General features: G+C 69.7%; 19 protein-coding genes and 4 pseudogenes. 14 read left to right on the top strand and 9 right to left on the bottom strand.

All coding sequences use genetic code 11. From position 1 onward, the window contains the following. Positions 1–53: 53 nt before the first annotated feature. Positions 54–386 (top strand): TcmI family type II polyketide cyclase, encoded by a 333-nt coding sequence (locus tag ACGFSA_RS24480; RefSeq protein ID WP_393307568.1) that lies wholly within the window; start codon positions 54–56, stop codon positions 384–386. Positions 387–455: 69 nt separating this feature from the next. Here the strand turns inward: ACGFSA_RS24480 and ACGFSA_RS24475 are convergent, their stop codons facing one another. From ACGFSA_RS24475 to ACGFSA_RS24465, 3 genes and pseudogenes are all read right to left on the bottom strand, one after another. Continuing rightward, positions 456–1,514 (bottom strand): methyltransferase, encoded by a 1,059-nt coding sequence (locus tag ACGFSA_RS24475; RefSeq protein ID WP_393307566.1) that lies wholly within the window; start codon positions 1,512–1,514, stop codon positions 456–458. 28 nt (positions 1,515–1,542) lie between these two features. Next, the gene (locus ACGFSA_RS24470; RefSeq protein ID WP_393307564.1) at positions 1,543–2,622 is read right to left on the bottom strand and encodes a nitrous oxide reductase family maturation protein NosD; all 1,080 of its coding nucleotides are present in this window, start codon (positions 2,620–2,622) and stop codon (positions 1,543–1,545) included. Positions 2,623–2,921: 299 nt separating this feature from the next. After that, positions 2,922–4,379, bottom strand: a pseudogene (locus ACGFSA_RS24465) (acyl-CoA synthetase); the annotation flags it as partial. Between the two features lie 60 nt (positions 4,380–4,439). Between ACGFSA_RS24465 and ACGFSA_RS24460 the strand changes: the two are divergent. The 8 genes and pseudogenes from ACGFSA_RS24460 to ACGFSA_RS24425 form a co-directional block, all read left to right on the top strand. Next, positions 4,440–5,390 (top strand): Zn-ribbon domain-containing OB-fold protein, encoded by a 951-nt coding sequence (locus ACGFSA_RS24460; RefSeq protein ID WP_393307562.1) that lies wholly within the window; start codon positions 4,440–4,442, stop codon positions 5,388–5,390. Beyond that, entirely contained in the window at positions 5,391–6,443 is a 1,053-nt protein-coding gene (locus tag ACGFSA_RS24455) for a thiolase domain-containing protein (protein ID WP_393307560.1), read from the top strand. After that, the gene (locus tag ACGFSA_RS24450) at positions 6,436–7,602 is read left to right on the top strand and encodes a thiolase domain-containing protein (protein ID WP_393307558.1); all 1,167 of its coding nucleotides are present in this window, start codon (positions 6,436–6,438) and stop codon (positions 7,600–7,602) included. The genes ACGFSA_RS24455 and ACGFSA_RS24450 overlap by 8 nt, the downstream gene beginning before the upstream one ends. A gap of 105 nt (positions 7,603–7,707) precedes the next feature. Beyond that, positions 7,708–7,947: a DUF397 domain-containing protein gene (locus ACGFSA_RS24445; protein WP_393307556.1), complete on the top strand. Its 240-nt coding sequence runs from the start codon at positions 7,708–7,710 to the stop codon at positions 7,945–7,947. A gap of 59 nt (positions 7,948–8,006) precedes the next feature. Continuing rightward, positions 8,007–8,222, top strand: a pseudogene (locus ACGFSA_RS24440) (CGNR zinc finger domain-containing protein); the annotation flags it as partial. Positions 8,223–8,232: 10 nt separating this feature from the next. After that, positions 8,233–8,664 (top strand): ACT domain-containing protein, encoded by a 432-nt coding sequence (locus ACGFSA_RS24435; RefSeq protein WP_393307554.1) that lies wholly within the window; start codon positions 8,233–8,235, stop codon positions 8,662–8,664. A 23-nt stretch (positions 8,665–8,687) separates the two neighbouring features. Further along, positions 8,688–9,188, top strand: a complete 501-nt coding sequence (locus ACGFSA_RS24430) for a hypothetical protein (protein WP_030928952.1) — start codon at positions 8,688–8,690, stop codon at positions 9,186–9,188. A gap of 423 nt (positions 9,189–9,611) precedes the next feature. Beyond that, positions 9,612–9,941, top strand: a pseudogene (locus ACGFSA_RS24425) (glycoside hydrolase family 95-like protein); the annotation flags it as partial. Here ACGFSA_RS24425 and ACGFSA_RS24420 read toward each other — a convergent pair. Further along, positions 9,917–12,130 carry a germacradienol/geosmin synthase gene (locus ACGFSA_RS24420; protein WP_393307552.1) on the bottom strand — a complete coding sequence of 738 codons (2,214 nt, stop codon included), beginning with the start codon at positions 12,128–12,130 and terminating at the stop codon, positions 9,917–9,919. The pseudogene ACGFSA_RS24425 and the gene ACGFSA_RS24420 sit on opposite strands and share 25 nt — an antisense overlap. 385 nt (positions 12,131–12,515) lie before the next feature. On the opposite strand from ACGFSA_RS24420, the gene ACGFSA_RS24415 reads away from it, so the two are divergent. Further along, positions 12,516–13,850: an N-acetylmuramoyl-L-alanine amidase gene (locus ACGFSA_RS24415; RefSeq protein ID WP_393307550.1), complete on the top strand. Its 1,335-nt coding sequence runs from the start codon at positions 12,516–12,518 to the stop codon at positions 13,848–13,850. A 172-nt stretch (positions 13,851–14,022) separates the two neighbouring features. Here the strand turns inward: ACGFSA_RS24415 and ACGFSA_RS24410 are convergent, their stop codons facing one another. Continuing rightward, complete coding sequence (locus ACGFSA_RS24410; RefSeq protein ID WP_393307548.1) at positions 14,023–15,159, bottom strand: aminoglycoside phosphotransferase family protein; 1,137 nt, start codon at positions 15,157–15,159, stop codon at positions 14,023–14,025. A 231-nt stretch (positions 15,160–15,390) separates the two neighbouring features. On the opposite strand from ACGFSA_RS24410, the gene ACGFSA_RS24405 reads away from it, so the two are divergent. Next, on the top strand, positions 15,391–16,887 hold the full coding sequence (locus ACGFSA_RS24405) for a hypothetical protein (protein ID WP_393307546.1): 1,497 nt from the start codon (positions 15,391–15,393) through the stop codon (positions 16,885–16,887). A gap of 137 nt (positions 16,888–17,024) precedes the next feature. Here the strand turns inward: ACGFSA_RS24405 and ACGFSA_RS24400 are convergent, their stop codons facing one another. Next, positions 17,025–18,467, bottom strand: coding sequence for a PP2C family protein-serine/threonine phosphatase (locus tag ACGFSA_RS24400; RefSeq protein ID WP_393307637.1), 1,443 nt, complete (start codon positions 18,465–18,467; stop codon positions 17,025–17,027). Between the two features lie 783 nt (positions 18,468–19,250). Between ACGFSA_RS24400 and rpmG the strand changes: the two genes are divergently transcribed. From rpmG to ACGFSA_RS24385, 3 genes and pseudogenes are all read left to right on the top strand, one after another. After that, entirely contained in the window at positions 19,251–19,415 is a 165-nt protein-coding gene (gene rpmG / locus ACGFSA_RS24395) for a 50S ribosomal protein L33 (protein ID WP_393307544.1), read from the top strand. Between the two features lie 59 nt (positions 19,416–19,474). Next, positions 19,475–19,735, top strand: coding sequence for a type B 50S ribosomal protein L31 (locus ACGFSA_RS24390; protein ID WP_358861120.1), 261 nt, complete (start codon positions 19,475–19,477; stop codon positions 19,733–19,735). Between the two features lie 244 nt (positions 19,736–19,979). Beyond that, positions 19,980–20,165: pseudogene (locus tag ACGFSA_RS24385) on the top strand (polyphosphate kinase 2); the annotation flags it as partial. A 14-nt stretch (positions 20,166–20,179) separates the two neighbouring features. On the opposite strand, the gene ACGFSA_RS24380 reads toward ACGFSA_RS24385, so the two are convergent. The 3 genes from ACGFSA_RS24380 to ACGFSA_RS24370 form a co-directional block, all read right to left on the bottom strand. Next, entirely contained in the window at positions 20,180–21,052 is an 873-nt protein-coding gene (locus ACGFSA_RS24380) for a universal stress protein (protein WP_393307541.1), read from the bottom strand. A gap of 151 nt (positions 21,053–21,203) precedes the next feature. After that, positions 21,204–22,109 carry a universal stress protein gene (locus ACGFSA_RS24375; protein ID WP_393307539.1) on the bottom strand — a complete coding sequence of 302 codons (906 nt, stop codon included), beginning with the start codon at positions 22,107–22,109 and terminating at the stop codon, positions 21,204–21,206. A gap of 158 nt (positions 22,110–22,267) precedes the next feature. Further along, positions 22,268–22,873 carry a hypothetical protein gene (locus ACGFSA_RS24370; RefSeq protein ID WP_393307537.1) on the bottom strand — a complete coding sequence of 202 codons (606 nt, stop codon included), beginning with the start codon at positions 22,871–22,873 and terminating at the stop codon, positions 22,268–22,270. Between the last annotated feature and the right edge of the window lie 138 nt (positions 22,874–23,011).

Genomic DNA, 23,011 nt, shown 5'->3' with positions numbered 1-23,011 from the left:
TACCCCGCCGCCCCGGCGGGGTACCGGCCGGGTATCAGAAAGGCATCCCGCCCATGCACCACGCTCTGATCGTCGCCCGGATGGCGCCGGAGTCGGCACCGGACATCGCCGAACTGTTCGCCGCCTCCGACCGCAGCGAACTGCCGCACCTCGTCGGAGTCAACCGGCGCAAGCTGTTCCAGTTCGGCGACGTCTATCTGCACCTGATCGAGTCCGACCGCCCGCCGGGCCCGGAGATTGCCAAGGTGCACCAGCACCCGGAGTTCCAGGACCTCAGCCAGAAGCTCACCGCCTTCATCAGCCCGTACGACCCGCAGACCTGGCGTGGTCCGAAGGACGCGATGGCCCACGAGTTCTACCAGTGGGAGCGCGACTCCAGCGCCTGAGACACACGACGGTCGCCCCGGGTACGGCTGAAGAGCCGGACCCGGGGCGATTGCGTGAGGCGAAACGGTTCAGCTGGGCACGACGCACTCGAACGCGTGCAGATATCCGTTCACCGGACTGATGTCGCCGACGATCAGCCCCGCTTCCTCCATCCGTCCGATCAGGCTCTCCTTGGTGTGCTTCGCACCGCCGACATTGAGGAGCAGCAGCAGGTCCATGGCGGTGGTGAACCGCATCGACGGGGTGTCGTCGACCAGGTTCTCGATGATCACGACCCGGGCACCCGGGCGGGCCGACGCCATGACATTGCGCAGCGTCCTGCGCGTGCTCTCGTCGTCCCATTCCAGGATGTTCTTGATGATGTAGAGATCCGCCTCGACGGGGATCGCCTCGCGGCAGTCCCCGGCGACGATGCTCGTCCGTCCGGCGAGCGCTCCGCCGTCCCGCAGCCGGGCATCGGCGCGCGCGACCACGCCCGGCAGATCCATCAGCGTGCCGCGGACCTTCGGGTGCTTCTCCAGCAGGCTGGCGAGCACGTGCCCCTGACCGCCGCCGATATCGGCGACCTCGGACACCCCTGCGAGGTCGAGGAGTTCGGCGACATCCAGCGCGGACTGCATGCTGGAGGTGGTCATGGCCCGGTTGAAGATGTGCGCCGACTCGTGCGCGTCGTCGTGGAGGTAGTCGAAGAACCCCTTCCCGTACACGTCGGGGAAGACGCTCGTGCCGGAGCGCACCGCGTCGTCCAGCCGCGGCCAGACCTCCCAGGTCCAGGGCTCGGTGCACCACAGGGAGATGTACCGCAGGCTGTTCGGGTCGTCCTCGCGCAGCAGCCGGGACATGTCGGTGTGGACAAAGCTTCCGTCGGCGGTCTCGGCGAAGATTCCGTAGCAGGACAGGGCGCGCAGCAGCCGGCGAAGCGGCGCCGGCTCGGCGTTCACCTCCGCCGCGAGCTCGGCCGCGGTGGCCGGCGTCTCACCGAGCGCGTCGGCGACGCCCAGCCGGGCCGCCGCGCGCACGGCCGCGGCACAGGCCGCGCCGAAGACGATCTCGCGCAGCCGCATTCCCGGCTGCGGGGTGTGCAGGGGAGTGGTGGGGATGGGGGTGGTGGTGCTCACGGTGGTCATACCGTCTCGCTTCTTTTCGTGCGGGGGGTCACGGTCGGCACAGGCCGGCCGGTGCGGACGTCGCGCATGTGTTGCCGACAAAGGTGTTGCTCGGTCCGGCTTCCTGGTTGGCCAGGTCCGCGGGCCGGTTGCCCAGCACCACATTGCGGCTGATGGTGTTGCCGGTGCTGTGGGCGCCCACGAAGCTCTTGAACAGCACGAGGCCGCCGGAGAGCGGGGTGGCGCCCACGTTGTTCCGGATCGTGTTGTCGCGCACCTTGGTGTCCACGGTGCCGGTGAGGACGATGCCGGAGCCCTGAATGGCGGGCAGCCGGGGGGTCGCCGGGCAGAACTTGTTGTTGTCGGTGACCCGGTTGTTGTGGATGGTCATCACCCCGGCCTGCGGCTTGTTTTCGTCGCCGACGACGAACATGCCGCTGCAGTTGCCGGTGAGGATGTTGTCCCGGAGGGTGAGGTTGCGGACGCGGCGGGCGGTGATGCCGATCCGGTTGTCCGTCAGCGTGTTGCCGCGTACCTGCGTCCCGTGGGTGTCGGTGGCTCCGCCCTCCTCGGCCACGGTGTTCGCGACGAAGATGCCGGCGTCGCCGTTGCGGTGGGCGGTGTTGCTCCGGAGCTCGGAGCGGGTCGACCTCTCCTGGGCGATGCCCCAGACACCGTTGGCCTCGGAGGTCACCTGCCCGACCTTCAGACCGTCGGTCCAGGACGCCCAGATGCCGTTCTTCTTGAATCCGGAGACGGTGAGGGAGCGGATGCTCACACCGTCGACGGGGTGAGCGGACGTGCCGAGCACGCAGATGCCGTTGCCGGCTTTCGCGCAGGCGTTGCCGGCCTTGGTCCCGGTCGCGCTCGGCTTGATGACGGTCCGGGCCCCGGAGCCGCGCAGGGTCAGACCCTGCTTCTTGACCAGGACGCTCTCGTGGTAGGTGCCGGGCTGGACGACGATGGTGTCACCCGTCCGGGCGGCGTCCACGGCGGCCTGGATCGACTGGCCCGGATGGACCGTGCGCACGGCCGGGGTAGCGGCGGAGACGGACGGTTCGGCGCAGGCCACCGCGGTGGCCGAGACGACTGCCATGCACACGAGGGTGGTGATGTGTCGTTTCCTCATGAGCCGACGCTATGGGCGATCGCCGCCCATTGCCACGCAGGGTGAGCGGACGAGCGTATCCCGTGCCCGAATGGCTTACGGCCGGACGGCCGCGTCGCACGTCCGGGGGTTGCTCGCGGGGTGAGGCAGTCGGGTGACTCGGCGCGTCTCAGCCCTGAGAGCCTGTCGGGTGACCTTCGATCGGAAAGCGGACGCGGTCTGGTGCGTGCGATTCCAAGGCGCTGGAAGGTCCTCGTAGCGGAGCTACTAGGGCATTTCGGCAACGCGGGAAGCGTGCGTGCCAGGGCGTGGCCGCCCGATCAGAGGTCACCCGACAGGCTCTGAGCCCCGTTGCCGGGTGCCACGACGGAGCGGGCCCACCGGTAGTCGGCCTTGCCACTCGGTGAGCGCTGGATCTGCGGAGAGATCACCAGCTGCCGGGGGATCTTGTATCCGGCGAGACGGGTCCGGCAGTGCGCCTGGACGTCGTCGAGCGAGGGCTCGGCCGCGCCTTCCCGCAGCTGCACGACCGCTGCCACGCGATTGCCCCACCGTGCGTCGGGCACCCCCGCCACCAGTGCGTCGTACACGTCCGGATGGGACTTGAGCGCCTGCTCGACCTCCTCCGGGTACACCTTCTCGCCGCCGGTGTTGATGCACTGGGAGCCGCGTCCGAGGACGGTGACGATGCCGTCCGCGTCGACGGTCGCCATGTCGCCGAGCAGCACCCACCGCTCCTCGCCCTTGCGGAAGAACGTCTCCGCGGTCTTCTTCGGGTCGTTGTAGTAGCCGAGCGGCACATGTCCCCGTTGGGCGATCCGCCCCGGCTCGCCCGGAGCCACGGGTTCGTACGTCGATGGATCGACCACCGCGGTACGGGAGTTGACCTGGAGGCGGAATCCGTTCTGCGGACCGGAGTCGGCCGTCGCCGTGCCGTTGAAGCCGGACTCGGACGAGCCGAAGTTGTTCAGCATCATCACGGTGGGCACCAGTGACTGGAACTCCGCGCGCACCGAGTCCGACATGATCGCGCCCGAGCTGGAGACGGAGAACATGGACGAACAGGCGGTGCCTTTCAGCGGTCCCTTCAGTGCGTCGATCAGCGGCTGCAGCATCGCGTCGCCGACCAGCGACACGCTGGTGACCTTCTCCTTCTCGATCGTTCGGAGCACCTCCTCGGGGACGAACTTGCGGTGGATGACGACCCGCTGCCCGAAGTTGAACCCGATGAACGCGGTGAGCGTCGAGGTGCCGTGCATCAGCGGGGGAGTGGGGAAGTACGTGATGCCGTCACCGCCCGCGGCCACCCGCTCGGCCAGCTCCTGCGGCGCCTTCACCGGCTCGCCGGTCGGGGCGCCGCCCCCGAGGCCGGAGAAGAAGAGGTCCTCCTGGCGCCACATCACACCCTTGGGCATGCCCGTGGTCCCACCGGTGTAGATGATGAACTGGTCGTCGGCCGAGCGCGGGGCGAAACCGCGCCGGGGATTCCCGGCCGCCTCGGCGCCGGCGAACGCCACGGCATCCGGACCGGGCGTGCCCGCCACCGGCGTGCCCACCCGTACGAGGTGGCGGAGCCTGCGGGCCATCGGCGCAGCGGCCGCGACCCGCTCGTCGAACTCGGCGTCGAAGACCAGCGCCGCCAGATCCGCATCACGGTAGAGGTAGGCCAACTCTTCTTCCATGTAACGGTAGTTGACATTGACCGGTACCAGGCGTGCCTTGAGGCAGGCCAGTACCGTCTGGAGGTACTCGATGCCGTTGTAGAGGTGGAGGCCGAGCGCGCCTTCGCCGAGAAACGCCCGCCCGTGTACCGGCGCGCCTGAGCCAAGGAGACAACCGTGCCCGACGTCCTCAGCGCACCGCTGGTGGTCGAGTTCCCCTTCACCCGCTCCCTCGGCCCCGTCCAGAGTGCCTTCCTCACCGGGCTGCGCGAGCGGACCGTCCTGGGCGTGCGGACCGCCGGCGGAAGAGTCCTCGTCCCGCCCGTCGAGTACGACCCCGTCACCGCCGAAGAACTCCGCGAACTGACCGAGGTCGCCGCCACGGGCACCGTCATCACCTGGGCCTGGAACCCCGCCCCGCGCCGCGACCAGCCGCTGGCCACCCCGTTCGCCTGGGTGCTGGTCAAGCTGGACGGGGCCGACACCGCACTGCTGCACGTCCTCGACGCACCGGGACCCGGAGCAGCGCACACCGGCATGCGCGTCCGCATCCGCTGGTCCGCGGAGCGTACCGGTGCCATCACGGACATCGCCTGCTTCGAACCGTACGAGGGTGAGGTCGGCCAACCGTCCCCGCACAGCGGTGAGTTCGCGGACCCTGTCACCGGCATCGTCACCCCGGCCCGCCTCGACTACACGTACACCCCCGGCCGCGCCCAGAACGCGTACCTCAACGCCCTCTCCGAACAACGCACCGTCGGCGAGCGCTGCCCGTCCTGCCGCAAGGTGTATGTACCGCCCCGCGGTGCCTGCCCCAGCTGCGGCGTCGCCACCGCCGAACAGGTCGAGGTCGGCCCGCGCGGCACCGTCACCACCTACTGCATCGTCAACATCAAGGCTGCGCACACGGCGAATCTCGACATCGAAGTGCCGTACGTCTACGCCCACATCGCGCTCGACGGCGCCGACCTCGCCCTGCACGGACGGATCGGCGGCATCCCGTACGACCAGGTGCGGATGGGGCTGCGGGTCGAACCCGTCTGGACCGAGGACGGCCGCCACCCCGACCACTACCGGCCCACCGGAGAGCCGGACGCCGACTACGACGTGTACAAGGAGCTGCTGTAGATGCGAGACGTAGCGATCGTCGCCTTCGCGCAGACGGATCACCTGCGGCGCACCGACGAACTCTCCGAAGTCGACATGCTGATGCCGGTCCTCCACCAGGTCCTCGACGCCACCGGTCTGAAGGCGCGCGACATCGGATTCACCTGCTCGGGATCCAGCGACTACCTCGCCGGCCGAGCCTTCTCCTTCACCATGGCGCTCGACGGCGTCGGCGCCCACCCGCCGATCTCCGAGTCCCATGTGGAGATGGACGGCGCCTGGGCGCTGTACGAGGCATGGGTGAAACTCCAGACCGGCGAGGCCGACACCGCCCTCGTCTACGCGTACGGGAAGTCCTCTCCCGGCAACGTGCGCGACGTACTCACCCGCCAACTGGACCCGTATTACGTCGGCCCGCTCTGGCCCGACTCCGTCGCCCTCGCCGCACTCCAGGCCCAGGCGCTGATCGACGCGGGCCACACCGACGAGGCCGCCCTCGCCGCGATCGCCGACCGCAGCCGCACCGCTGCCGCGGACAACCCGCACGCACAGCTTTCGGGTTCGGTTCCGGCCGGTGACTATCTCGTACAGCCGCTCCGCACCGGCGACTGCCCGCCGGTCGGCGACGGCGCCGCCGCCGTGATCCTCGCCGCCGGTGACACCGCACGCGCCCTGTGCACCCGCCCCGCCTGGATCCGTGGCATCGACCACCGCATCGAGGCCCACAGTCTCGGGGTGCGCGACCTGACCGACTCGCCGTCGACCCGACTCGCCGCCGAACGCGCGGGGGCCTTCGAAGGACCGGTGGACACCGTGGAGCTGCATGCTCCGTTCACGTCGCAGGAGGTCGTGCTGCGCAGGGCGCTCGGACTCGACACCGGCGTCAGCGTCAACCCGTCCGGAGGAGCGCTCGCGGCCAACCCCGTCATGGCTGCCGGGCTGATCCGGCTCGGCGAGGCCGCGGCCCGCATCCAGCGCGGCGAGTCGGACCGGGCGCTCGCTCATGCCACCTCCGGGCCCTGCCTGCAACAGAATCTGGTCGCCGTCCTCGAAGGGGAGGCCACTCATGCCTAAGGAGCCCGTGGCCGTCGTCGGCATCGGCCAGACCAGGCATGTCGCCGCCCGCCGGGACGTCTCCCTTGCCGGTCTGGTCCGCGAGGCCGCCGTCCGCGCGCTGCAGGACGCCGCACTGACCTGGGCGGACATCGACGCCGTCGTGATCGGGAAGGCGCCGGACTTCTTCGAGGGCCTGATGATGCCGGAGCTCTATCTGGCCGACGCCCTCGGCGCGGTCGGCAAACCGATGCTGCGGGTGCACACCGCGGGCTCGGTCGGCGGCTCCACCGCACTCGTCGCCGCGAATCTGGTCTCCGCACGCGTGCATCGCACCGTCCTCACCCTGGCCTTCGAGAAGCAGTCCGAGTCCAACGCCATGTGGGGCCTGTCGCTGCCCATCCCGTTCCAGCAGCCGTTGCTCGCGGGCGCGGGCGGCTTCTTCGCCCCGCACGTGCGCGCGTACATGCGCCGCACGGGAGCGCCCGACACAGTCGGCTCGCTCGTCGCGTACAAGGACCGGCGCAACGCGCTCAAGAACCCGTACGCGCACATCCACGACCCGGACATCACTCTGGAGAAGGTCCAGGCGGCACCGATGCTCTGGGATCCGATCCGCTACTCCGAGACCTGCCCGTCCTCGGACGGCGCGTGCGCGATGATCCTCACCGACCGGGCCGGCGCGGACCGTTCACCGTATCCGGCCGCCTGGGTGCACGGCGGGGCGATGCGCAGCGAACCGACCCTCTTCGCGGGCAAGGACTTCGTGTCACCGCAAGCGGGCAAGGACTGCGCCGCCGATGTGTACCGTCAGGCCGGGATCGCCGACCCGCGCAGGGAGATCGACGCCGTGGAGATGTACGTCCCGTTCTCCTGGTACGAGCCGATGTGGCTGGAGAACCTCGGCTTCGCCGACGAGGGGGAGGGCTGGAAGCTCACCGAGTCCGGCGTCACCGAACTCGACGGCGATCTGCCGGTGAACCCCTCGGGCGGAGTGCTTTCCACCAACCCCATCGGTGCCTCCGGCATGATCCGCTTCGCCGAGGCAGCCCTGCAGGTACGTGGACAGGCGGGCGAGCACCAGGTGCCGGACGCCCGCAAGGCGCTCGGCCACGCCTACGGCGGCGGGGCGCAGTTCTTCTCCATGTGGCTGGTCGGAGCCGAACCACCCACCGGCTGACCCGGCTGCCGTCCCGGACCGGCCGAACCACCCTTGGCCGCGGCCTGTCCGGGACCGCCGACGGTGGCTAGGCTTTGGCCGGGACGACGAGCGGGAGGAGCCGACGTGGCGGAGAGCACCACCCAGCAGCCCTTTGCCGGCTGGGACAAGCCGGACCTCGATCTCAGCAACGCGAACTGGCGGCCGGGCACTCAGGGGGCCGGGGATGTCCAGATCGCCTTCGTCGAGGGATTCATCGCGATGCGCAACGCCGGCAGACCCGGCAGCCCTTCGCTGATCTTCACCCCGGCCGAATGGCGGGCCTTCGTGGTGAACGCCCGCGACGGCGAGTTCGACCTCACCTGACGGACGGCGGCGCCCCCCTCGCCTCCCATCACCCGACCGGAGGTACGCCGCGGCGGAGCGCCCTGCCCGCTGCCCTGGCCCGCGCCGCGATCGGCTTCCTCGCCGGACCGGACCGTGCCGCACTGTGCGCCTGCCACGCCCCACGGTGCGTCCGCTACTTCGTCAAGGAGCACCCCCGCCAGGAGTCGTGCACGCCGTCCTGCGGCAACCGCGCCCGAGTGGTCCGCCACCACGAGCGGCGCCGCACCCCGCCCTCCCGGGGCGTGCCGCAGTAGCGTGGCGTTCATGACTGGCGAGCGTGATCTTCGAACCCTGCTGAGCGGCCTGCGACCGGAGCTGAATCCCGGCCGGTACGTCTTCACCACGCTGCCCGGCGCCGCGGTCCCCGCTGGCGTCACCCCCGTGGTGACGGTCGCCGAGCCCGAAGGCCTGACTCTCGTGATCCCGGAATCGGAAGCCCTCGTCGCAGGGCTTGCGTACGACTATGTGGCGGCCTGGATCACCCTTCGCGTCCACTCCGCCCTGGACGCAGTCGGACTCACCGCCGCCGTGGCGCTCGCCCTCACGGACGCGGAGGTCAGCTGCAATGTGGTGGCGGGCTACCACCACGACCACCTGTTCGTCCCCCACGGGCGTGGCGCCGAGGCGGTGAGTGTGCTGCAGGCCCTTGCCGCGGAGTCCGACGGGAGGGTCTCCGGGCCCGGCTCCGCAAGATGAGCCGGGACACGTAACATGTCTGCATGTCCTTCCTCCGCCGCCGTAGCGCCGCCACACCCGCGGGCCCGGATTTCGACGTCCTGGCCATGGACCCGGGCGACTGGCCCGGAAATCTCGGTGCCGGTCTGCTGCCCGCCCCCGACGGGAGCTGTCAGGGCGTCTTCCTGCGGTACGACCTGTTCGGCGGCCGCGGACCGGCGATGATCATCGGCAATCTCCCGGAGGGCTCGCCCGCCCGCGAGACCGAGGAGGGCCAGGTCCCCTTCGAGGTCGCGCAGCTACTGCTCGCGCTGGAGAACGACGAGCCGGTCGAGGTGACCGGCACCGATGACATGCCGGTGATGCAGGGTGACAACCTGCTGATCGTCCGGCGCGTCAAGCTCTCCGAGACCCGGATCTCCTGCGTCCAGTTCGACCGCAGCGACGGGGTGCTCGTCACCATCGCCAGCTGGGACCGGCCGATCACCGATGATCTGTACACCCTCCTGAAGCCGCTGCCGGCCGAGCTGTTCCAACAGGGCTGAAACGTCCCTGCTTCTCCGACCCCGGCATCCCACAAGGGCCGTCCGTACTGATCGGGCGGCCGCGGGGTCACTTCTGTCCACGTGTTCGCACCCTCTGCCCAAGAGGCTGCTTTTTCATGCATCTGTCCGGATAATCATCGGATCTTTAGCGCCATACGGAAGGGCGCCTGGGATCACGCGTCGCACGACCGTCAAGACAGCTCTCGGCACAAAGGGCGCCATGGCGCTGGGAATTCCTGCTTTTACCGGAACGACTGCCGCCGACAGTACCTCCGATGAATCGCGAGGATCGCAGGAGCCGAAGGGAATCAAGACACCGGTGGACCCGGTGCTCTGGTACCGCGCCCCGGCCGCGGGCTGGAAGCGTGAATCACTGCCCACCGGTGGCGGAGCCCTCGGCGCGAGCGTCTACGGCACGCTCGCCACCTCTGGGACACCCACCCGCCGTTCCAGATCGACGGCAACTTCGGTGCCACCTCGGGCATTGCCGAGACGCTGCTGCAGAGCCAGTACGGCGAGGCCGAGATCCTCCCCGCCCTCCCGGACGGCTGGCCGGAAGGATCAGTCCGCGGACTGCGCGCCCGGGGAGGCTTCACCGTCGACATCGAATGGTCCGCGGGGCAGGCCCGCCGTGTGGTGATCACGGCGAGCCGCAGCCGCGAAGTGACCGTCCGCAGCTCACTGTTCGCGAGCGGCAAGAAGGTCTTCAAGGCCCGTGCGGGCGGCCGCTACACGCTGGTCGCCGAGGGCTGAGCGAACAGCGCGGTCACCCGCGCCGCCGAGATGCCGAGCCCCTTGGGACCACCGAGGTGCCACGGGGCGCCGGTACCGCGCCGGAGATCCTCCTCGCGGTAGCGTCGGCAGCCCCGGTGCCAGATCAGGATGCCCGCGATCCAGTGCTTGAGCTCCTGGACGTAGCCCGCCAGGATCTCCCTCGCCTCGACATCGAGCCCGAAGTCGTCGTACAGGACCGGGAGTTCCTGCTCGGCGACATGGAGGAACTGGCGGAGCCGGGAGTTCATCAGGTCGTGCACGATCGCCACCCCGGTCGGATAGTCGACCCCGAAGAAGTTCTGCACGACCAGGACGCCGTTGTGGACCTCACCCTCGTACTCGATCTCCTTCTGGTACGAGAAGAGGTCGTTGAGCAGGCATGCGTAGTCGGCGGCGGCGTTCTCGAGGGAGCGCAGCGGTCCGCTGCGGTAGATCTCTTCCGGCACCTTCCTGCCGTGACCGAGCCGGGACAGACTCATCGTGAGATCCGAACCGAACGTCAGCCGCCGCATCTCGATGTAGTCCACCGGATCCGGGATCCGGTTCTGCGCCTGATTGGCCAGTTCCCACAGCCAGCTCGAGGTCATCGACTCGATGGCCGTACGGAACGCGCGCCGTGCGCTGTCGTCCATGGGGGCCGAGGTCCGTTCCCAGAGATCGGCGAGACCGCGCTCCAGCGCGTTCACGGGTTCGGGCACCGCGGAACCGTCCAAGGGCATGAACAGCGACAGCCGCTCGTTGGCCAGCCGCGCCCCGGCCAGGTCACGGGGCCGCCCGTGCACCACCGGGAACCAGTCGTCGCCGTACGTCCCCCAGGCCAGCCACTGCGAGGAGAGGTCCAGTTCGTCGGGCGTCGCGTCCGGATGCAGGCCCGCCGCGCACAGCGGCAGATCGATCGCGACGAGCCGCTCCTCGTCCCAGATGTGCGAGCCCGGCACGCCCGGCTGTGCCTCCAGGATCCCCATCCGGCGCGACCAGTCGACGATCCGGACCCGGGCCCCGTCCAGATGCGGACTGAGCGTCGTGCCGAACGGCAGGTCGAAGTCGGGCAGCAGCGACGGACCGACCCGCTGGTACGGCATATGGGTGTGGCCGCGCAGCCGGGCCGACTCCGAACGCGGAGTGAACCGGATCGACGCCGCGGACATACCGAAGCCGAGGGCGGCCTCGCCGGCCCCGCCGTTGTTCATGTAGCGGCTGGAACGCATGTGCCACTCATGGCCGCCGGATTGCCAGTCCTGCAACCCTTTGACATAGGCGAGCACCGCGGCAGTCTCCTCCGGATCGAGCCCCTTCTCCGCGCACAGCGGCCCGAGTTCGGTGAGCGCGGTGTTCTCGAACTGCTGGAGCCGCGAGGTCAGCAGGTCGTTGACCGCCTCGGCCGCCTCCTGTGTGGAGCAGCCCAGGAACGTCTCCAGTACCAGCACACCGTTGCTGTTCTCGCCCTCGTCCTCGACCTCCCGCTGGTACGAGAAGAGGTCGTTGCGCAGATGCACTCCGTCGGAGAAGGCATCCCGCAGCACCCGCAGTGCCCGCTCGTCGGCCACCGACTCGGGCACCTCTGCGCCCGCCGCGTACTCCACCAGACCCGCAGACCAGGGGGCTCCGCCCACCTTGCGACGCATCTCGATGTACTCGACGGGATTGGCGATGCGCCCCTCGTTGATATTGGCGAGCTCCCACAGCGACTCGTAAAGCAGATTCTTTGTCGCCTCCGCGAACCGGGCCCGCCAGGCGTCGGACATGCCCGGCACCGTCCGCGTCCACAGGTCGGCCAGCCCCGCCTCGACCGGATTCGTCGGTTCCGGTGTCGGCGCCCCACGCTCCATCGGCATGAAGGCGGGCAGTCGGTCCAGATACTTCTTCCCGCCTTCCCGGTCCGGGGTGCGCTTGAAAAGCTCCAGGAAGTGGTCGTCGAAGAAGAACACCCACACGTACCAGTCGGTGACCAGCGACAGGGCCTCCGCCGAGCAGTCGGGATGCGTGTACGCGCAGAGGAGCGCGTAGTCATGGGAGTCGAGGTCCTTCTCCTCCCAGATGCCGGACCTCTCCAGCATCCCTATGCTGCGCGCCCAGGTCCTGGTGTGCTGTCGGGCCTCCTCGACATGGGAGTTGAGCCGCGCCGGATACGGAACATAGAAGTCCGGCAGGGTGAAGGGCTGAGCCATGTGCGTCCGGCCTTTCCGGGTGTCTCCGCGCTGGGCCGCGCGTACCTGTCGTGTCCGCGCGAGCACTACCCCTGGGCCGTCCGGGGCACGCACATCCGGAATTAGTCACACAAAAAGTGCGCCCCGACGGGAGGCGCCGACACACTCCGGCGCCCGGTCGCCACTCCGTAAAACCCAGGTAACAGCCCACCGCCAGAAACCCGTTGCCTCTTTCCCGCCGCAGGTCAGAGGCCCTGCCAGTGGTCTGGTCCAGTGGCTCGACCGACAACCCTCCTTGCGCTCTTGACGCGCCATCACCTCAGGTCACAGAGTGTGCGCCCATAGCGGAACAGTGAGATCGGACCACGTACGACTTTCCATGCGCACAGCTCCAAGAAGGGTTGTCATGACGTCCAAGCAGAGGACCAGACTCACGCTCGCCCTGACCGCCGTCGGCGCCCTGAGCCTCGCGCTGCTCACCCCCGCGGCGCAGGCCGGCGCGGACGGGGTGCGGCCCGAGTGTCCGCGCGGCCTCGACTGCGACTGGGTCCCGGCGGCCTACCGGCAGACCGGCGATCCGGCCGACAAAGAGACGTACGGCAACTACGACACCGCGGACCGGCCGCACAGCAACAAGATCAAATTCATAGTTCTGCATGACACCGAGGAAGACTTCGACACCACCCTGAAGATCTTCCAGAACCCGCTGAAGCAGACCTCCGCCCACTACGTGGTGCGCTCGGGCGACGGACATGTCACCCAGATGGTCAAGGGCAAGGACGTCGCCTGGCAGGCGGGCAACTGGTATGTCAACACCCACTCCATCGGCATCGAGCAGGAGGGGGTCGCCGTCGAGGGCGCCACGTGGTACACCCCCGAGATGTACAACTCGACGGCGAAGCTGGTGCGTTACCTCGCCGAAAAGTACGACATCCCGCTCGACCGGCAGCACATCATCGGCCACGACGGCGTGCCGCCCACCAGTGCGGCCGGTACCAGGAACATGCACTGGGACCCGGGTCCCTACTGGGACTGGAACCGCTTCATGGCACTGCTCGGCAAGCCGACGACCGTGCCGAGCGCCCCGAAGAGCAGTCCGCTCGTCACCGTCAGCCCCCGGTTCAAGGACAACCAGCAGGCCTTCCGCGACTGCGAGAAGGGCGTCGACCTGCCGGTCCAGGGCAGCAGTGCCGTCCCGCTCCACACCGAACCCTCCACCGACGCACCGCTCTTCTCCGACCCCGGACTGCACACCGACGGCTCGCCCGGCACGAACTGCGCGGCCGACTGGGGCAGCAAGATCAGCGCGACCCACCAGGCGGTCGTCGCGGACCATGCGCCCGGATGGACGGCGATCTGGTGGTACGGCAAGAAGGCCTGGTTCCAGACCCCGGCGCACACCCGGACCACCGTCCCGACCGCCGGCTACGTCGTACGCCCGAAGGAGGGCCGGACCGAGGTGCCGGTGTACGGGGTGGCCTACCCGGAGAAGTCCGAGTACCCCGCGGACTTCGCGGACAAGCGGGCCGGGACGGCGCTGCCGTACACGATCAAGGCCGGGCAGTCGTACCCCGGCGGCGGCGAGGCACCGACCGGCTTCTTCTACGCCCCCACGATCGATGCGTCGTACCCGCTGGACCACTCGTACTTCCAGGGCCAGGAGAAGTATGTGACGGTGCAGATCGGGCACCGGGTGGCTTTCGTGAAGGCGTCCGACGTGGACATCGTGCGGGTCCGATGACGGCCGACGGGTGGGGCGAGCCCCGCGGTGCTCGCCCCACCTGCGCCTTCCCAGGAGCCCTCGGCCCGTTCAGCCTGTGAGGACGGACCGGGTTCCGGGGCGGCGCCCGCATGCCGCGGGCCCGGTGTGTCGGCACCGGACCCGCGGCAGATATCTCCCGGAGAGCGCAGCGTCAGCGAGTGCCGACCGCTGCACGCACCGCCCGTCGGGCGATCGCGCAGTCGTCATGCAGCCGGCGCAGCAGCAACCGCTGCTCCTCGCCCGACGACAGCGCACCCGGCCGGTCCTGAACCCCGCCCGTGGGCACGCCGTCCCGCATGGCCCGCTGCACCGCCGTCTCGTACGTACGGATCTCCCGTGTCAGTACGAGCATCAGGTTCACCAGGAACGCATCCCGCGCCGCAGGCCCTGCCGCCTGCGCCAGTTGACTGATCTGCCGCCGCGCCACCGGCGCGTCACCCAGCACCGTCCACAGCGTTGCCAGGTCGTACCCCGGCAGATACCAGCCCGCGTGCTCCCAGTCCACCAGCACCGGACCCGTGGGCGACAGCAGGATGTTGGAGAGAAGGGCGTCACCGTGGCAGAACTGCCTCGTGCCCTGGCGGCCGCCCGCATGCGCCAGACCGTGCAGCAGCTTCTGCAGGTCACCCAGATCACGGTCGGTGAAGAGCCCCAGCTCGTGATAACGGGCAATGCGGGATGCGTAGTCCAGCGGGGCGTCGAAGAGCCCAGCGGCCGGTCGCCACGCGTTGACCCGGCTGATCGCGCCGAGCGCGGCCCGTACATCGGCGCGGGGCGGAGCCTCCGTCGGGTGCCTCGTGAGCGCCGCCACCCGTCCCGGCAGTCGCTCGATGACCAGGGTGCAGTTCTCGGGATCCGCCGCGATGAGCCGCGGTACCCGGACCGGCGGGCGGTGCCGGACGAACGCCCGGTATGCCGCTATCTCGTGGCGGAACCGCTCGGTCCATGCGAGGGAGTGGTCCAGTAAACACTTGGCGACCGCCGTCGTGCGTCCGGTTGTGCCGACGATGAGCACCGAACGCCCGCTGCGCCGCAGCACTTGCACCGGATTGAACTCCGGGCAGATCCGGTGCACGGAGGCGATCGCCATCCTCAGCTGTGCGCCCTGCGGGCCTGACAGGTCCAGCCGCCCGCTGAGCGGGCCGGCACCCGGTCCGGCCGGCCGCCGGGGCCGGACCGTGCCGGGAGCCGACGGTGCGGTGCGGGGGTCGAGGTACGGTCCGCCGCCCGCCCCCAGGGGACGCAGCGGCCGGGGCGGGGCGGACACGGAGGACGATGCTGTGTACATGGGCGAGACAGATCCCTTCGTGCGCCGACAAGTAGCGTGCACCGCCCCGGCCGGCGGCCGTTCGGCACCCTGGGGAGTACCTAGGGCTGCCGGACGGGGTGGCGCTTTCCTACCTGACACCGGACCGCGGGTTGCGGACCATCTGGCGGACCCTGGCGAACCCTGGCGAATAGTCGCAACGCAACTGACAGAGGGTTAGTGTCAACACAGCCGAGAACCTGGGGGCTTGACGTGACCGGAGAACCCAACACCCGCCTGTCTGACCTGTTCGGCCTTGCCGGCTGGTCCAAGGGCGAACTCGCGAGAATGGTGAACCGGCAGGCGGCGGCCATGGGCCACCCGCAGCTGGCCACCGACACCTCGCGGGTGAGGCGTTGGATCGACATGGGGGAGTCCCCACGCGATCCCGTGCCCAAAGTGCTGGCTGCCCTGTTCACCGAGCGGCTCGGTCGTGTCGTGACCATCGAGGACCTCGGGTTCGGCCGGCGCGGGCGTGTGGGGAAGCGGCAAGAGGTCGGGACGCAGGACAATCCCGACGGACTGCCGTGGGCGCCCGAACGGACGGCAGCGGTCCTCACCGAATTCACGGGAATGGACCTCATGCTCAACCGACGCGGCTTGGTGAGCGCGGGCGCCGCGCTCGCCGCAGTATCGACCATCACCGGCCCCATGCACGACTGGCTGCACACCGACCCCGTTCTGGCGGCCGACGCCCCACGGATCGACGATCCCCTCTACGCGGACCAGGCCGGTTTCGACCGGTACGAGGCCGCCCCCATCGGATCGGAGGAGATCGAGGCACTGGAGCGGTCCGTCGAGGTGTTCCGCGCCTGGGACGCCTCCCGAGGCGGCGGACTGCAGCGCAAGGCCGTCGTGGGCCAGCTCAACGAGGTGGGAGGCATGCTCGCCTACCGCCACCCCGAGCACCTGCAGCGCCGCCTCTGGGGTGTCGCCGCCAACCTCGCCGTTCTCGCGGGGTGGATGTCCCACGACATCGGTCTGGAACCCGCCGCCCAGAAGTACTTCGTCATCGCCGCCCATGCGGCGCGTGAGGGAGGCGACCGTCCGCGCGCGGGCGAGGCGCTTTCCCGAGCGGCCCGTCAGATGGTCCACCTGGGCCGTCCCGACGACGCCCTGGACCTGATGAAGCTGGCCAAGTCCGGCTCAGGAGACATGGTGCTGCCACGCACCCAGGCGATGCTGCACACTATCGAGGCGTGGGCACAGGCATCCATGGGCCGGGGTCAGGCCATGCGCCGGACGCTCGGCAGGGCCGAGGAGCTCTTCGTGTCCGACAAGGGTGATGTGCCGCCGCCCAGTTGGATGCAGATGTTCGACGAAGCGGATCTGCACGGCATGCAGGCCCTGGCGTTCCGTACGCTCGCCGAGCATGAACCGGCGGTGGCGATCATCGCCCAGCGCCATGCCAAGCAGGCTCTGGAGCTGCGCGTCAACGGGCGCCAGCGCTCCAAGATCTTCGACTACATCTCGCTCGCCTCGGCGTGCTTCATCGCCGACGACCCGGAGCAGGCCGACCGTTACGCACGGCTCGCCCTGGTGACGATGGGGGAGACCTCCTCGCACCGGACCTGGGACCGGCTGCGCGAAATGTACCGGCTCACCGGTCAGTTCGCGGGATACGCGAAGATCCAGGATCTGCGCGAGGAGATCGAGCTCGCCATGCCACCGAGCTCGGTCATCAAGCGGCCCAGACGTTCGGAGATCTGATCGGCCGGCACCGCCAAGAAGAGGTGCGCCGACAACCCACCGCCCGAGCACCGCACGCGTAGGGGTCTCGTCCGTCTGCGTTCCTGTGCCGTGCCGTGATTCGCTCTGCTGTCGTGCTCAGGCGGCCTACTGGGCGCTCACGCCCCGATACGCGCGACCAGCACGCATGCGTCGTCCAGGCGCTCGGTCCCACCGAACTCCTCGACGACGGTACGTACGCACTCCTGTGCCGTACGGGCCTCGGCGAAGCGCGGTGCGAGATCGAGCAGTGTCTCCGGGCCCGCACCCCGGTCACTGCGGCGGGTCAGTCCGTCGGTGTGCAGAACCAGCACATCACCGGGCAGCAGGTGCACTTCGTCCTGCTCGTACGCGACCCCGGACGCGGCCCCCAGCAGGACCCCGTCCGGCGGGGGCAGCGGGCGTCCCGCTCCGTGGCGGAAGAGCAGTGGCGCGGGGTGGCCGGCCTGCGACCAGGCGAGGGTGCCGGTCGCCGGGTCGAAACGGCAGCACACCGCGCTGCCGAGAGCAGGCTGGGCCGACGATTGGAGTAACTGGTTGAGATGGCCCATCAGAGCGCCCGGCTCGATGCCGGCGACGGCCATGCCGCGCAGTGCGCCCAGCAGCATCGCCATGGCCGTGGTGGCGGGGATGCCATGACCGGTCAGATCGCCGACCGTGAGGAGCGTCCTGCCGTCGGGCAGTTCCAGCGCGTCGTACCAGTCGCCGCCGATCAACGCGCTGGAATCCGACGGCAGATAGTGCGCCGCGACATCCAGTGCGCCGGGTCCCTGTTGCGGGAGGCGCAACGAGCCGCGCCACGGGGGCAGCACGGTCTCCTGCAGCTCGACCGCCATCCGTCGTTCGGTCTGCGCCATGTGCTGCTGACGCCGGATCGATTCACGGGTCCGGCTCACTACGCGCTGGCTGCGGCGTAGTTCGCTCACATCGCGCAGGACCGCCCACATGGAGGCGGTGAAGCCGTCCGCGTCGAGGACGGGCTCGCCCATCATGTGCAGGGTGCGCATCCGGCCGTCGGCCCGCAGAATGCGGAACTCGCCGTCTATCGGCTTCCCGTCGACCAGGCAGGCCGTCACCAGAGAGGTGAGCAACGGCTGATCTTCGGGAAGCAGCACAGACGGAAGCTCGTCCAGCGACAGCGGTCCCGCCTGTGGGGACCGGCCGAAGATCTGGAAGAGCTCCTCCGACCAGCTGACCTCGTCGGTCAGCAGATTCCACTCGGCGCTGCCCACACGGCTCAGCAGTGAACCGGGCCGCGGCTCGTCGAACGGTTTCTCCTGGGCGGGCTCCGGCTCCTCGGCGAGCTGATCCGCATCCCCCGGCGGCAGGCACTCCTTCAGTTGTCCCAGATGCGTGCCGAGATCATCGAGATGATGGACCGCCAGTTCGCAGAGTGCACGCTGCCAGCGCAGTTGCGGATCGTCTTCGTCGATCAGGACGGCATCGCGCCGCACCGCGTCCACGTCTCCGCGCAGCCGAAGGGTCCGGTCGATCAGCACATCGACGGCATCGCGTTCGGGCGGCTGCGGGGCGGGGCGGTCCCCGGACAGATGGGGCGGCATCTCGTACTCCGATACAGGCACGGCACAACCAGGTCTGGGGGGTGACCGATGACGACTGTGGCACAGGCTGAGGAAGCTCGTAAGTGATTTGGCACCACTCGATGCGTTGTTGCATCTGGCATATGCCATAGGCTGCTCGGGCCGCAGGTTCTTCGAACGGCCTTGCTGCTGACGGGTGTTGACGCAAGTCGGCCGTTGTGTGCGAAGCCGCGCGCGCCGGAGTGCGCCGCTCCCGCGGGTCGCGCCGCACCCGATCGGGGCATATGCGAGAGCCCCCGCGGACGCGCAGGGGCTCCGGGGGCCGGGGGCGGCCTCGGCCAACAGACGGCGATGCGCCCGTACGAGCCGACCTTCCACTTCCATTCCAGGGTCTCGCCCGGAAACGTGGTCCAGCACTGCTTGTCCGGACCGTTGTTGATGACCAGCTGGGTGTGCATGTTCTTGCCGCAGTTGTTGGTCGTCCAGGCCCTCTTGTTCTGCTTGACGACCTCACGCGCGATACAGGCGGGCGCGGCGGCCGCCGGGCCCGCCGCGGTCAGCGTGGCCGGGGCGATCGACGCCGTGGCGGCCGCGGTCGTCAGGGTGTTCTTGAAGCGCATGGCTGTCGTTCCTCCGGCAGTCGTCGATGTGCTGGGCACAGCGATCAACGAGCGTCGTCGCTCTTCGTGGCGCCGCTCGGGGCGGGAATGCCGCCGGACCCACCCGCGTTACAGCACCAGAACGAAAACGACACCCATTCCCACAAGCCTGGAATGGGGTCGCTGGAAGCGACCGGAGGTGCCCATGGCACGCAGTGAAGCCCGCCCCGTCGTCACTCTGAGGTCGACGGCCGGTACCGGACAGGCCTATGTGACCCGCAAGAGCCGCCGCAACAACCCCGACCGGCTGGTGCTGCGCAAGTACGACCCCGCCGCGGGGAAGCACGTCCTCTTCCGCGAGGAACGCTGACCCGTCGGGCCCGACCGGCAGTAGCGGCCCGTCCCCACAGCAACAAGGAAGGAACACGCATGAAGCCCCGCATCCACCCCGTCTCCCGTCCGGTCGTCTTCCGCGACCGCGCCGCGGGGGTCGCCTTCCTGACCCGCTCGACCGCCGACTCCGACCGGCGCGTGGAGTGGGAGGACGGCACCAGCTACCCGGTCATCGACGTGGAGACCTCCTCGGCGAGCCACCCCTTCTACACCGGCACCCATCGGGTGCTGGACACGGCGGGCCGGATCGAGCAGTTCCGGCGCCGCTACGGGACCACGGCGCCCGTCGGGCGCTGAGGCTCGTGTGCCGCGTCACAGTGGGCGGTGCGGATTCGAGGGAACAGAATCCAATGGTTTATCGTTCACCTATATGTGGATGACGCGCACATATATGTGGATGACGCGCACAGCGCCCACCCCCTGACTGCCCCGGCTGGATTCCCCCGATCCGGCCGGGGCTTCTCTTTGCTCGCCCGCCCCGTTGGGTGTCAGGAGTGCTCTGTTCCTCGTCGGAACGTACGGTGGCGTCGTGGTGTTCGCCCTCGTGGAGAGCGACGACAAGCACCGGGCGCGGCTGAACATGATGGCTCACCTGCTCGGCTCCGTTCCGTACCGCGAGGTGCCACCGCCGGTGCTGGAGCTTCCGGAGCGGCCGCCGTCGACCGGTTACGGGCGCCCGCCGCGCGATCTGCAGACGTACGTCCCCGATCGCGCGGCGGGCCTCTGAGCCGGTCATGGCGTTCACGCCCGCTCGGGCACCACGGCGACCGGGCAGGCGGCGTGATGCAGTACCGCGTGGGCGACGCGGCCGAGTTGGAGCCCGAAGTGCCCGTCGCGACGCTTGGCCCCGACGACCAGGAGATCGGCGTCGTGCGAGGCATCGACCAGCGCCGTGCGGGCGTGGCCCTCGACGGTGCGTCGGTGCACATCGGCGTCGGCCGGGACGTCCCGCAGGGCCGCCGCCAGCGCCTCAACTGCCCGCTCCTTGTGCAGCCGGGCGGGTTCTCCGGCCAGCAGAGGGTGGTCGGTGCTCTCGTGCGCGGGGCGGCGCCAGGCGCATACGGCCTCCAGCGGTGCTCCGCGCAGCCGCGCCTCGTCGAGAGCGAAGCGCACCGCGGCCGAGTGCTCCGGCTCCTCTCCCACGCCGACCACGACGCGTCCGCGCATTCCCGGCTTCGCCTGGTTGTCGTGGCTGCCGCGTAGCACGATCACCGGGCAGTGCGCGTGGCCGGCGACGGTCAGGCTGACGGAGCCGAGGAGCGCCTCGGCCATGCCGCTGCGTCCACGGGTGCCCAGGATCACCGCGGAAGCGGTGCGGCTCTCCCGTACCAGTGCGTACTCCGGTTCCTCGGGCAGCACGTCGGTGGAGACCTTCACATCGGGCCGGCGGCGCCGGGCGCGCCGCTCGGCGGTCGCGACGACGTCCTCGGCCATGACCTGTTCGGACGGCTTACCGAGATCCTGCGCGAGTGCGGCGCCTTCGTACCGCTCCCACAGCGATGCGTACACCAGCCGCAGCGGCAGCCCGCGCAGGGCGGCCTCGTCGGCCGCCCAGTCGACGGCGCGCAGGCTCGGCTCGGAGCCGTCGACGCCGACGACGAGGGGGAGCCCCATCGGCCTCACCTTCCTGCGCCGAGGTCGAAGACGATGCGGGCCTTGACCTGGCCGCTCTCAGGGTCGGGGTGCTCCTCGATGACCAGAGGTTCACCGAAGGCTCGTACGACTGCTGCCTTCATGATCATTGCTCCTCAGGGGTGGTGTGCGTTCAGTCGTGCGGGACGACGGCGACGGGGGCGGTGGCGTGGTGCAGGACCGCGTGGGTGACGGGTCCGATGCGGGTGCCGACGGAGGAGCGGCGGATGCGTCGGCCCACGACGACCAGGGAGGCCTCGCGGGAGGCGTCCACCAGGTGGTTGGCGGCTGTGCCGTAGCGCGACTCCTCCACGACCTCGACGTCCGGGTACTTCTGCCGCCACGGGCGCAGGATCTCGGTCAGAGCGCCGGCCTCCTGCCGGGACAGCTCGCCGCAGAGTTCGAAGTCGACGGAGAGGCCGTAAGCGTAGTAGGGCGGCGGGTTCCAGCCGTGGACGACCCGCAGGGAGGTGGCGCGGCGGGCGGCCGCGTCGAAGGCGAACTCGACGAGCGAGTTGTCCGGGATGCCGGTGGCCAGGCCCAGGACGACGGGCCGGTACGGGGCCGCGACGGACGGGACGCCGGCCGAGTCCATGGCGTGCTCGTCGGCGGCCTGCTCTCCGGCGCGGACCAGGACCACGGGCCGATCGGCGTGCGCCAGGACGGCCTGGCCGACCGAGCCCACCAGGAAGCCGCCGACTCCGCTCAGGCCGCGGGAGCCCAGCACGAGCAGCGCACTGTCCTGTGCGACACGTGAGAGGACCTCGCCGGGCCGGCCGGACAGCTGTTCCGTGGTGACCTTGACGCCGGGGTTCCGCAGCCGCAGCCCCTCGGCGGATTCACGGGGGATCCTCTCGCTCCAGTGCTGTTGGGTCTCGGCGCCGAGGAGCGGGGCCTGCGCCATGGGCGCGGGTACGGGCTCCCAGATGTGGACGAGCTTCACCGGCAGTCCGCGCAGCTTGGCCTCGCGGGCAGCCCATTCGGCGGCGGCCCGGCTCTCGGGCGAGCCGTCCAGGCCCACGGTGATGGTGCGGGGCATGATCTTCACCTCCTGAATCGGGTGGCCACCCGATTCCAGCGTCGTGTTCAGGGGGTTGTGCGGGGCAGGGCCGCTGGTCCTCCAGCGGGACCGTCCGGCCCCATGCACGGGGCGGTGCGACGGGTCCCGGGGCGTGGGCCCGTCGCAGCACGGGCGGTTCAGCGAAGCCAGGCGTGGTCGCGGACGATCGGGAGCCGGGCCCAAACCCTGTGCAGCCCCCAGGTGGCACCCGCACCCGCGGCAGCCAAGGCGATCAGCGCGAAGGCGTAGATCACGTGGTAGTCGGCGAACGGGTTCGTCGACATGGTCGGTGCCCCGTCCGACAGGTGCTTCGCGGGCGGCCACTCGGCGAGCCACATCAGCGCCATCATCGCCGTGCCCGCCACCGCCGCGAGGCGCAGCGCGACACCGCTCATCACGGCCACGCCGATGCCGAGCAGACCGAGCATGAACAGCCAGTCCGCCCACGGGTCACCGGCCCAGGAGTGGAACGTCGATTCCATCGGTCCGGCGGCGACGGAGCTGAGGAAGCCGTTCGTCGGCGACCCGCCGTCGATCCAGCCCTTGCCGGAATCCGTCGCGTAGCCGAAGCCGAAGGTCTTGTCCAGGAACGCCCACAGGAAGACGAACCCGGTCAGGATGCGCAGGGACGCGAGGGTGTAGGCCTGCGCGGTGTGCGTGTCGAGGTGTGCCGACACGACGGACTCGGAGGTGGCCGACAGATGGACGCCCGGGCTCCGGTGAGGGTGCTCGTGCACGGCCATGGTGGTGATCCCTTCGGGGATGTTCGGGTCGTTGTTGTCGTGACGCCCCTCACTCTCGTCGGGGATGCGGGGTCGCGCCGGATACCGAAGGGCTCCACTTGGTGGGCTGAACGTCCCTGTCTGCAGGGGGCCCGTTGG

Origin of the sequence: Streptomyces sp. NPDC048496, from assembly GCF_043200055.1 — a bacterium.
Lineage (GTDB): Bacteria > Actinomycetota > Actinomycetes > Streptomycetales > Streptomycetaceae > Streptomyces.
Note: the sequence above shows the minus strand (reverse complement) of the source record. Positions and strands in the feature narration are given on the sequence as shown.

What these genes read in the sequence shown, in the direction of transcription:
- ACGFSA_RS24480 (WP_393307568.1), top strand. Translation starts at nt 54, where the DNA reads ATGCACCACGCTCTGATCGTCGCCCGGATGGCGCCGGAGTCGGCACCG.
- ACGFSA_RS24475 (WP_393307566.1), bottom strand. Translation starts at nt 1,514, where the DNA reads ATGACCACCGTGAGCACCACCACCCCCATCCCCACCACTCCCCTGCAC.
- ACGFSA_RS24470 (WP_393307564.1), bottom strand. Translation starts at nt 2,622, where the DNA reads ATGAGGAAACGACACATCACCACCCTCGTGTGCATGGCAGTCGTCTCG.
- ACGFSA_RS24455 (WP_393307560.1), top strand. Translation starts at nt 5,391, where the DNA reads ATGCGAGACGTAGCGATCGTCGCCTTCGCGCAGACGGATCACCTGCGG.
- ACGFSA_RS24450 (WP_393307558.1), top strand. Translation starts at nt 6,436, where the DNA reads ATGCCTAAGGAGCCCGTGGCCGTCGTCGGCATCGGCCAGACCAGGCAT.
- ACGFSA_RS24435 (WP_393307554.1), top strand. Translation starts at nt 8,233, where the DNA reads ATGACTGGCGAGCGTGATCTTCGAACCCTGCTGAGCGGCCTGCGACCG.
- ACGFSA_RS24430 (WP_030928952.1), top strand. Translation starts at nt 8,688, where the DNA reads ATGTCCTTCCTCCGCCGCCGTAGCGCCGCCACACCCGCGGGCCCGGAT.
- ACGFSA_RS24420 (WP_393307552.1), bottom strand. Translation starts at nt 12,130, where the DNA reads ATGGCTCAGCCCTTCACCCTGCCGGACTTCTATGTTCCGTATCCGGCG.
- ACGFSA_RS24415 (WP_393307550.1), top strand. Translation starts at nt 12,516, where the DNA reads ATGACGTCCAAGCAGAGGACCAGACTCACGCTCGCCCTGACCGCCGTC.
- ACGFSA_RS24410 (WP_393307548.1), bottom strand. Translation starts at nt 15,159, where the DNA reads ATGTACACAGCATCGTCCTCCGTGTCCGCCCCGCCCCGGCCGCTGCGT.
- ACGFSA_RS24400 (WP_393307637.1), bottom strand. Translation starts at nt 18,467, where the DNA reads ATGCCGCCCCATCTGTCCGGGGACCGCCCCGCCCCGCAGCCGCCCGAA.
- rpmG (WP_393307544.1), top strand. Translation starts at nt 19,251, where the DNA reads ATGGCACGCAGTGAAGCCCGCCCCGTCGTCACTCTGAGGTCGACGGCC.
- ACGFSA_RS24390 (WP_358861120.1), top strand. Translation starts at nt 19,475, where the DNA reads ATGAAGCCCCGCATCCACCCCGTCTCCCGTCCGGTCGTCTTCCGCGAC.
- ACGFSA_RS24380 (WP_393307541.1), bottom strand. Translation starts at nt 21,052, where the DNA reads ATGGGGCTCCCCCTCGTCGTCGGCGTCGACGGCTCCGAGCCGAGCCTG.
- ACGFSA_RS24375 (WP_393307539.1), bottom strand. Translation starts at nt 22,109, where the DNA reads ATGCCCCGCACCATCACCGTGGGCCTGGACGGCTCGCCCGAGAGCCGG.
- ACGFSA_RS24370 (WP_393307537.1), bottom strand. Translation starts at nt 22,873, where the DNA reads ATGGCCGTGCACGAGCACCCTCACCGGAGCCCGGGCGTCCATCTGTCG.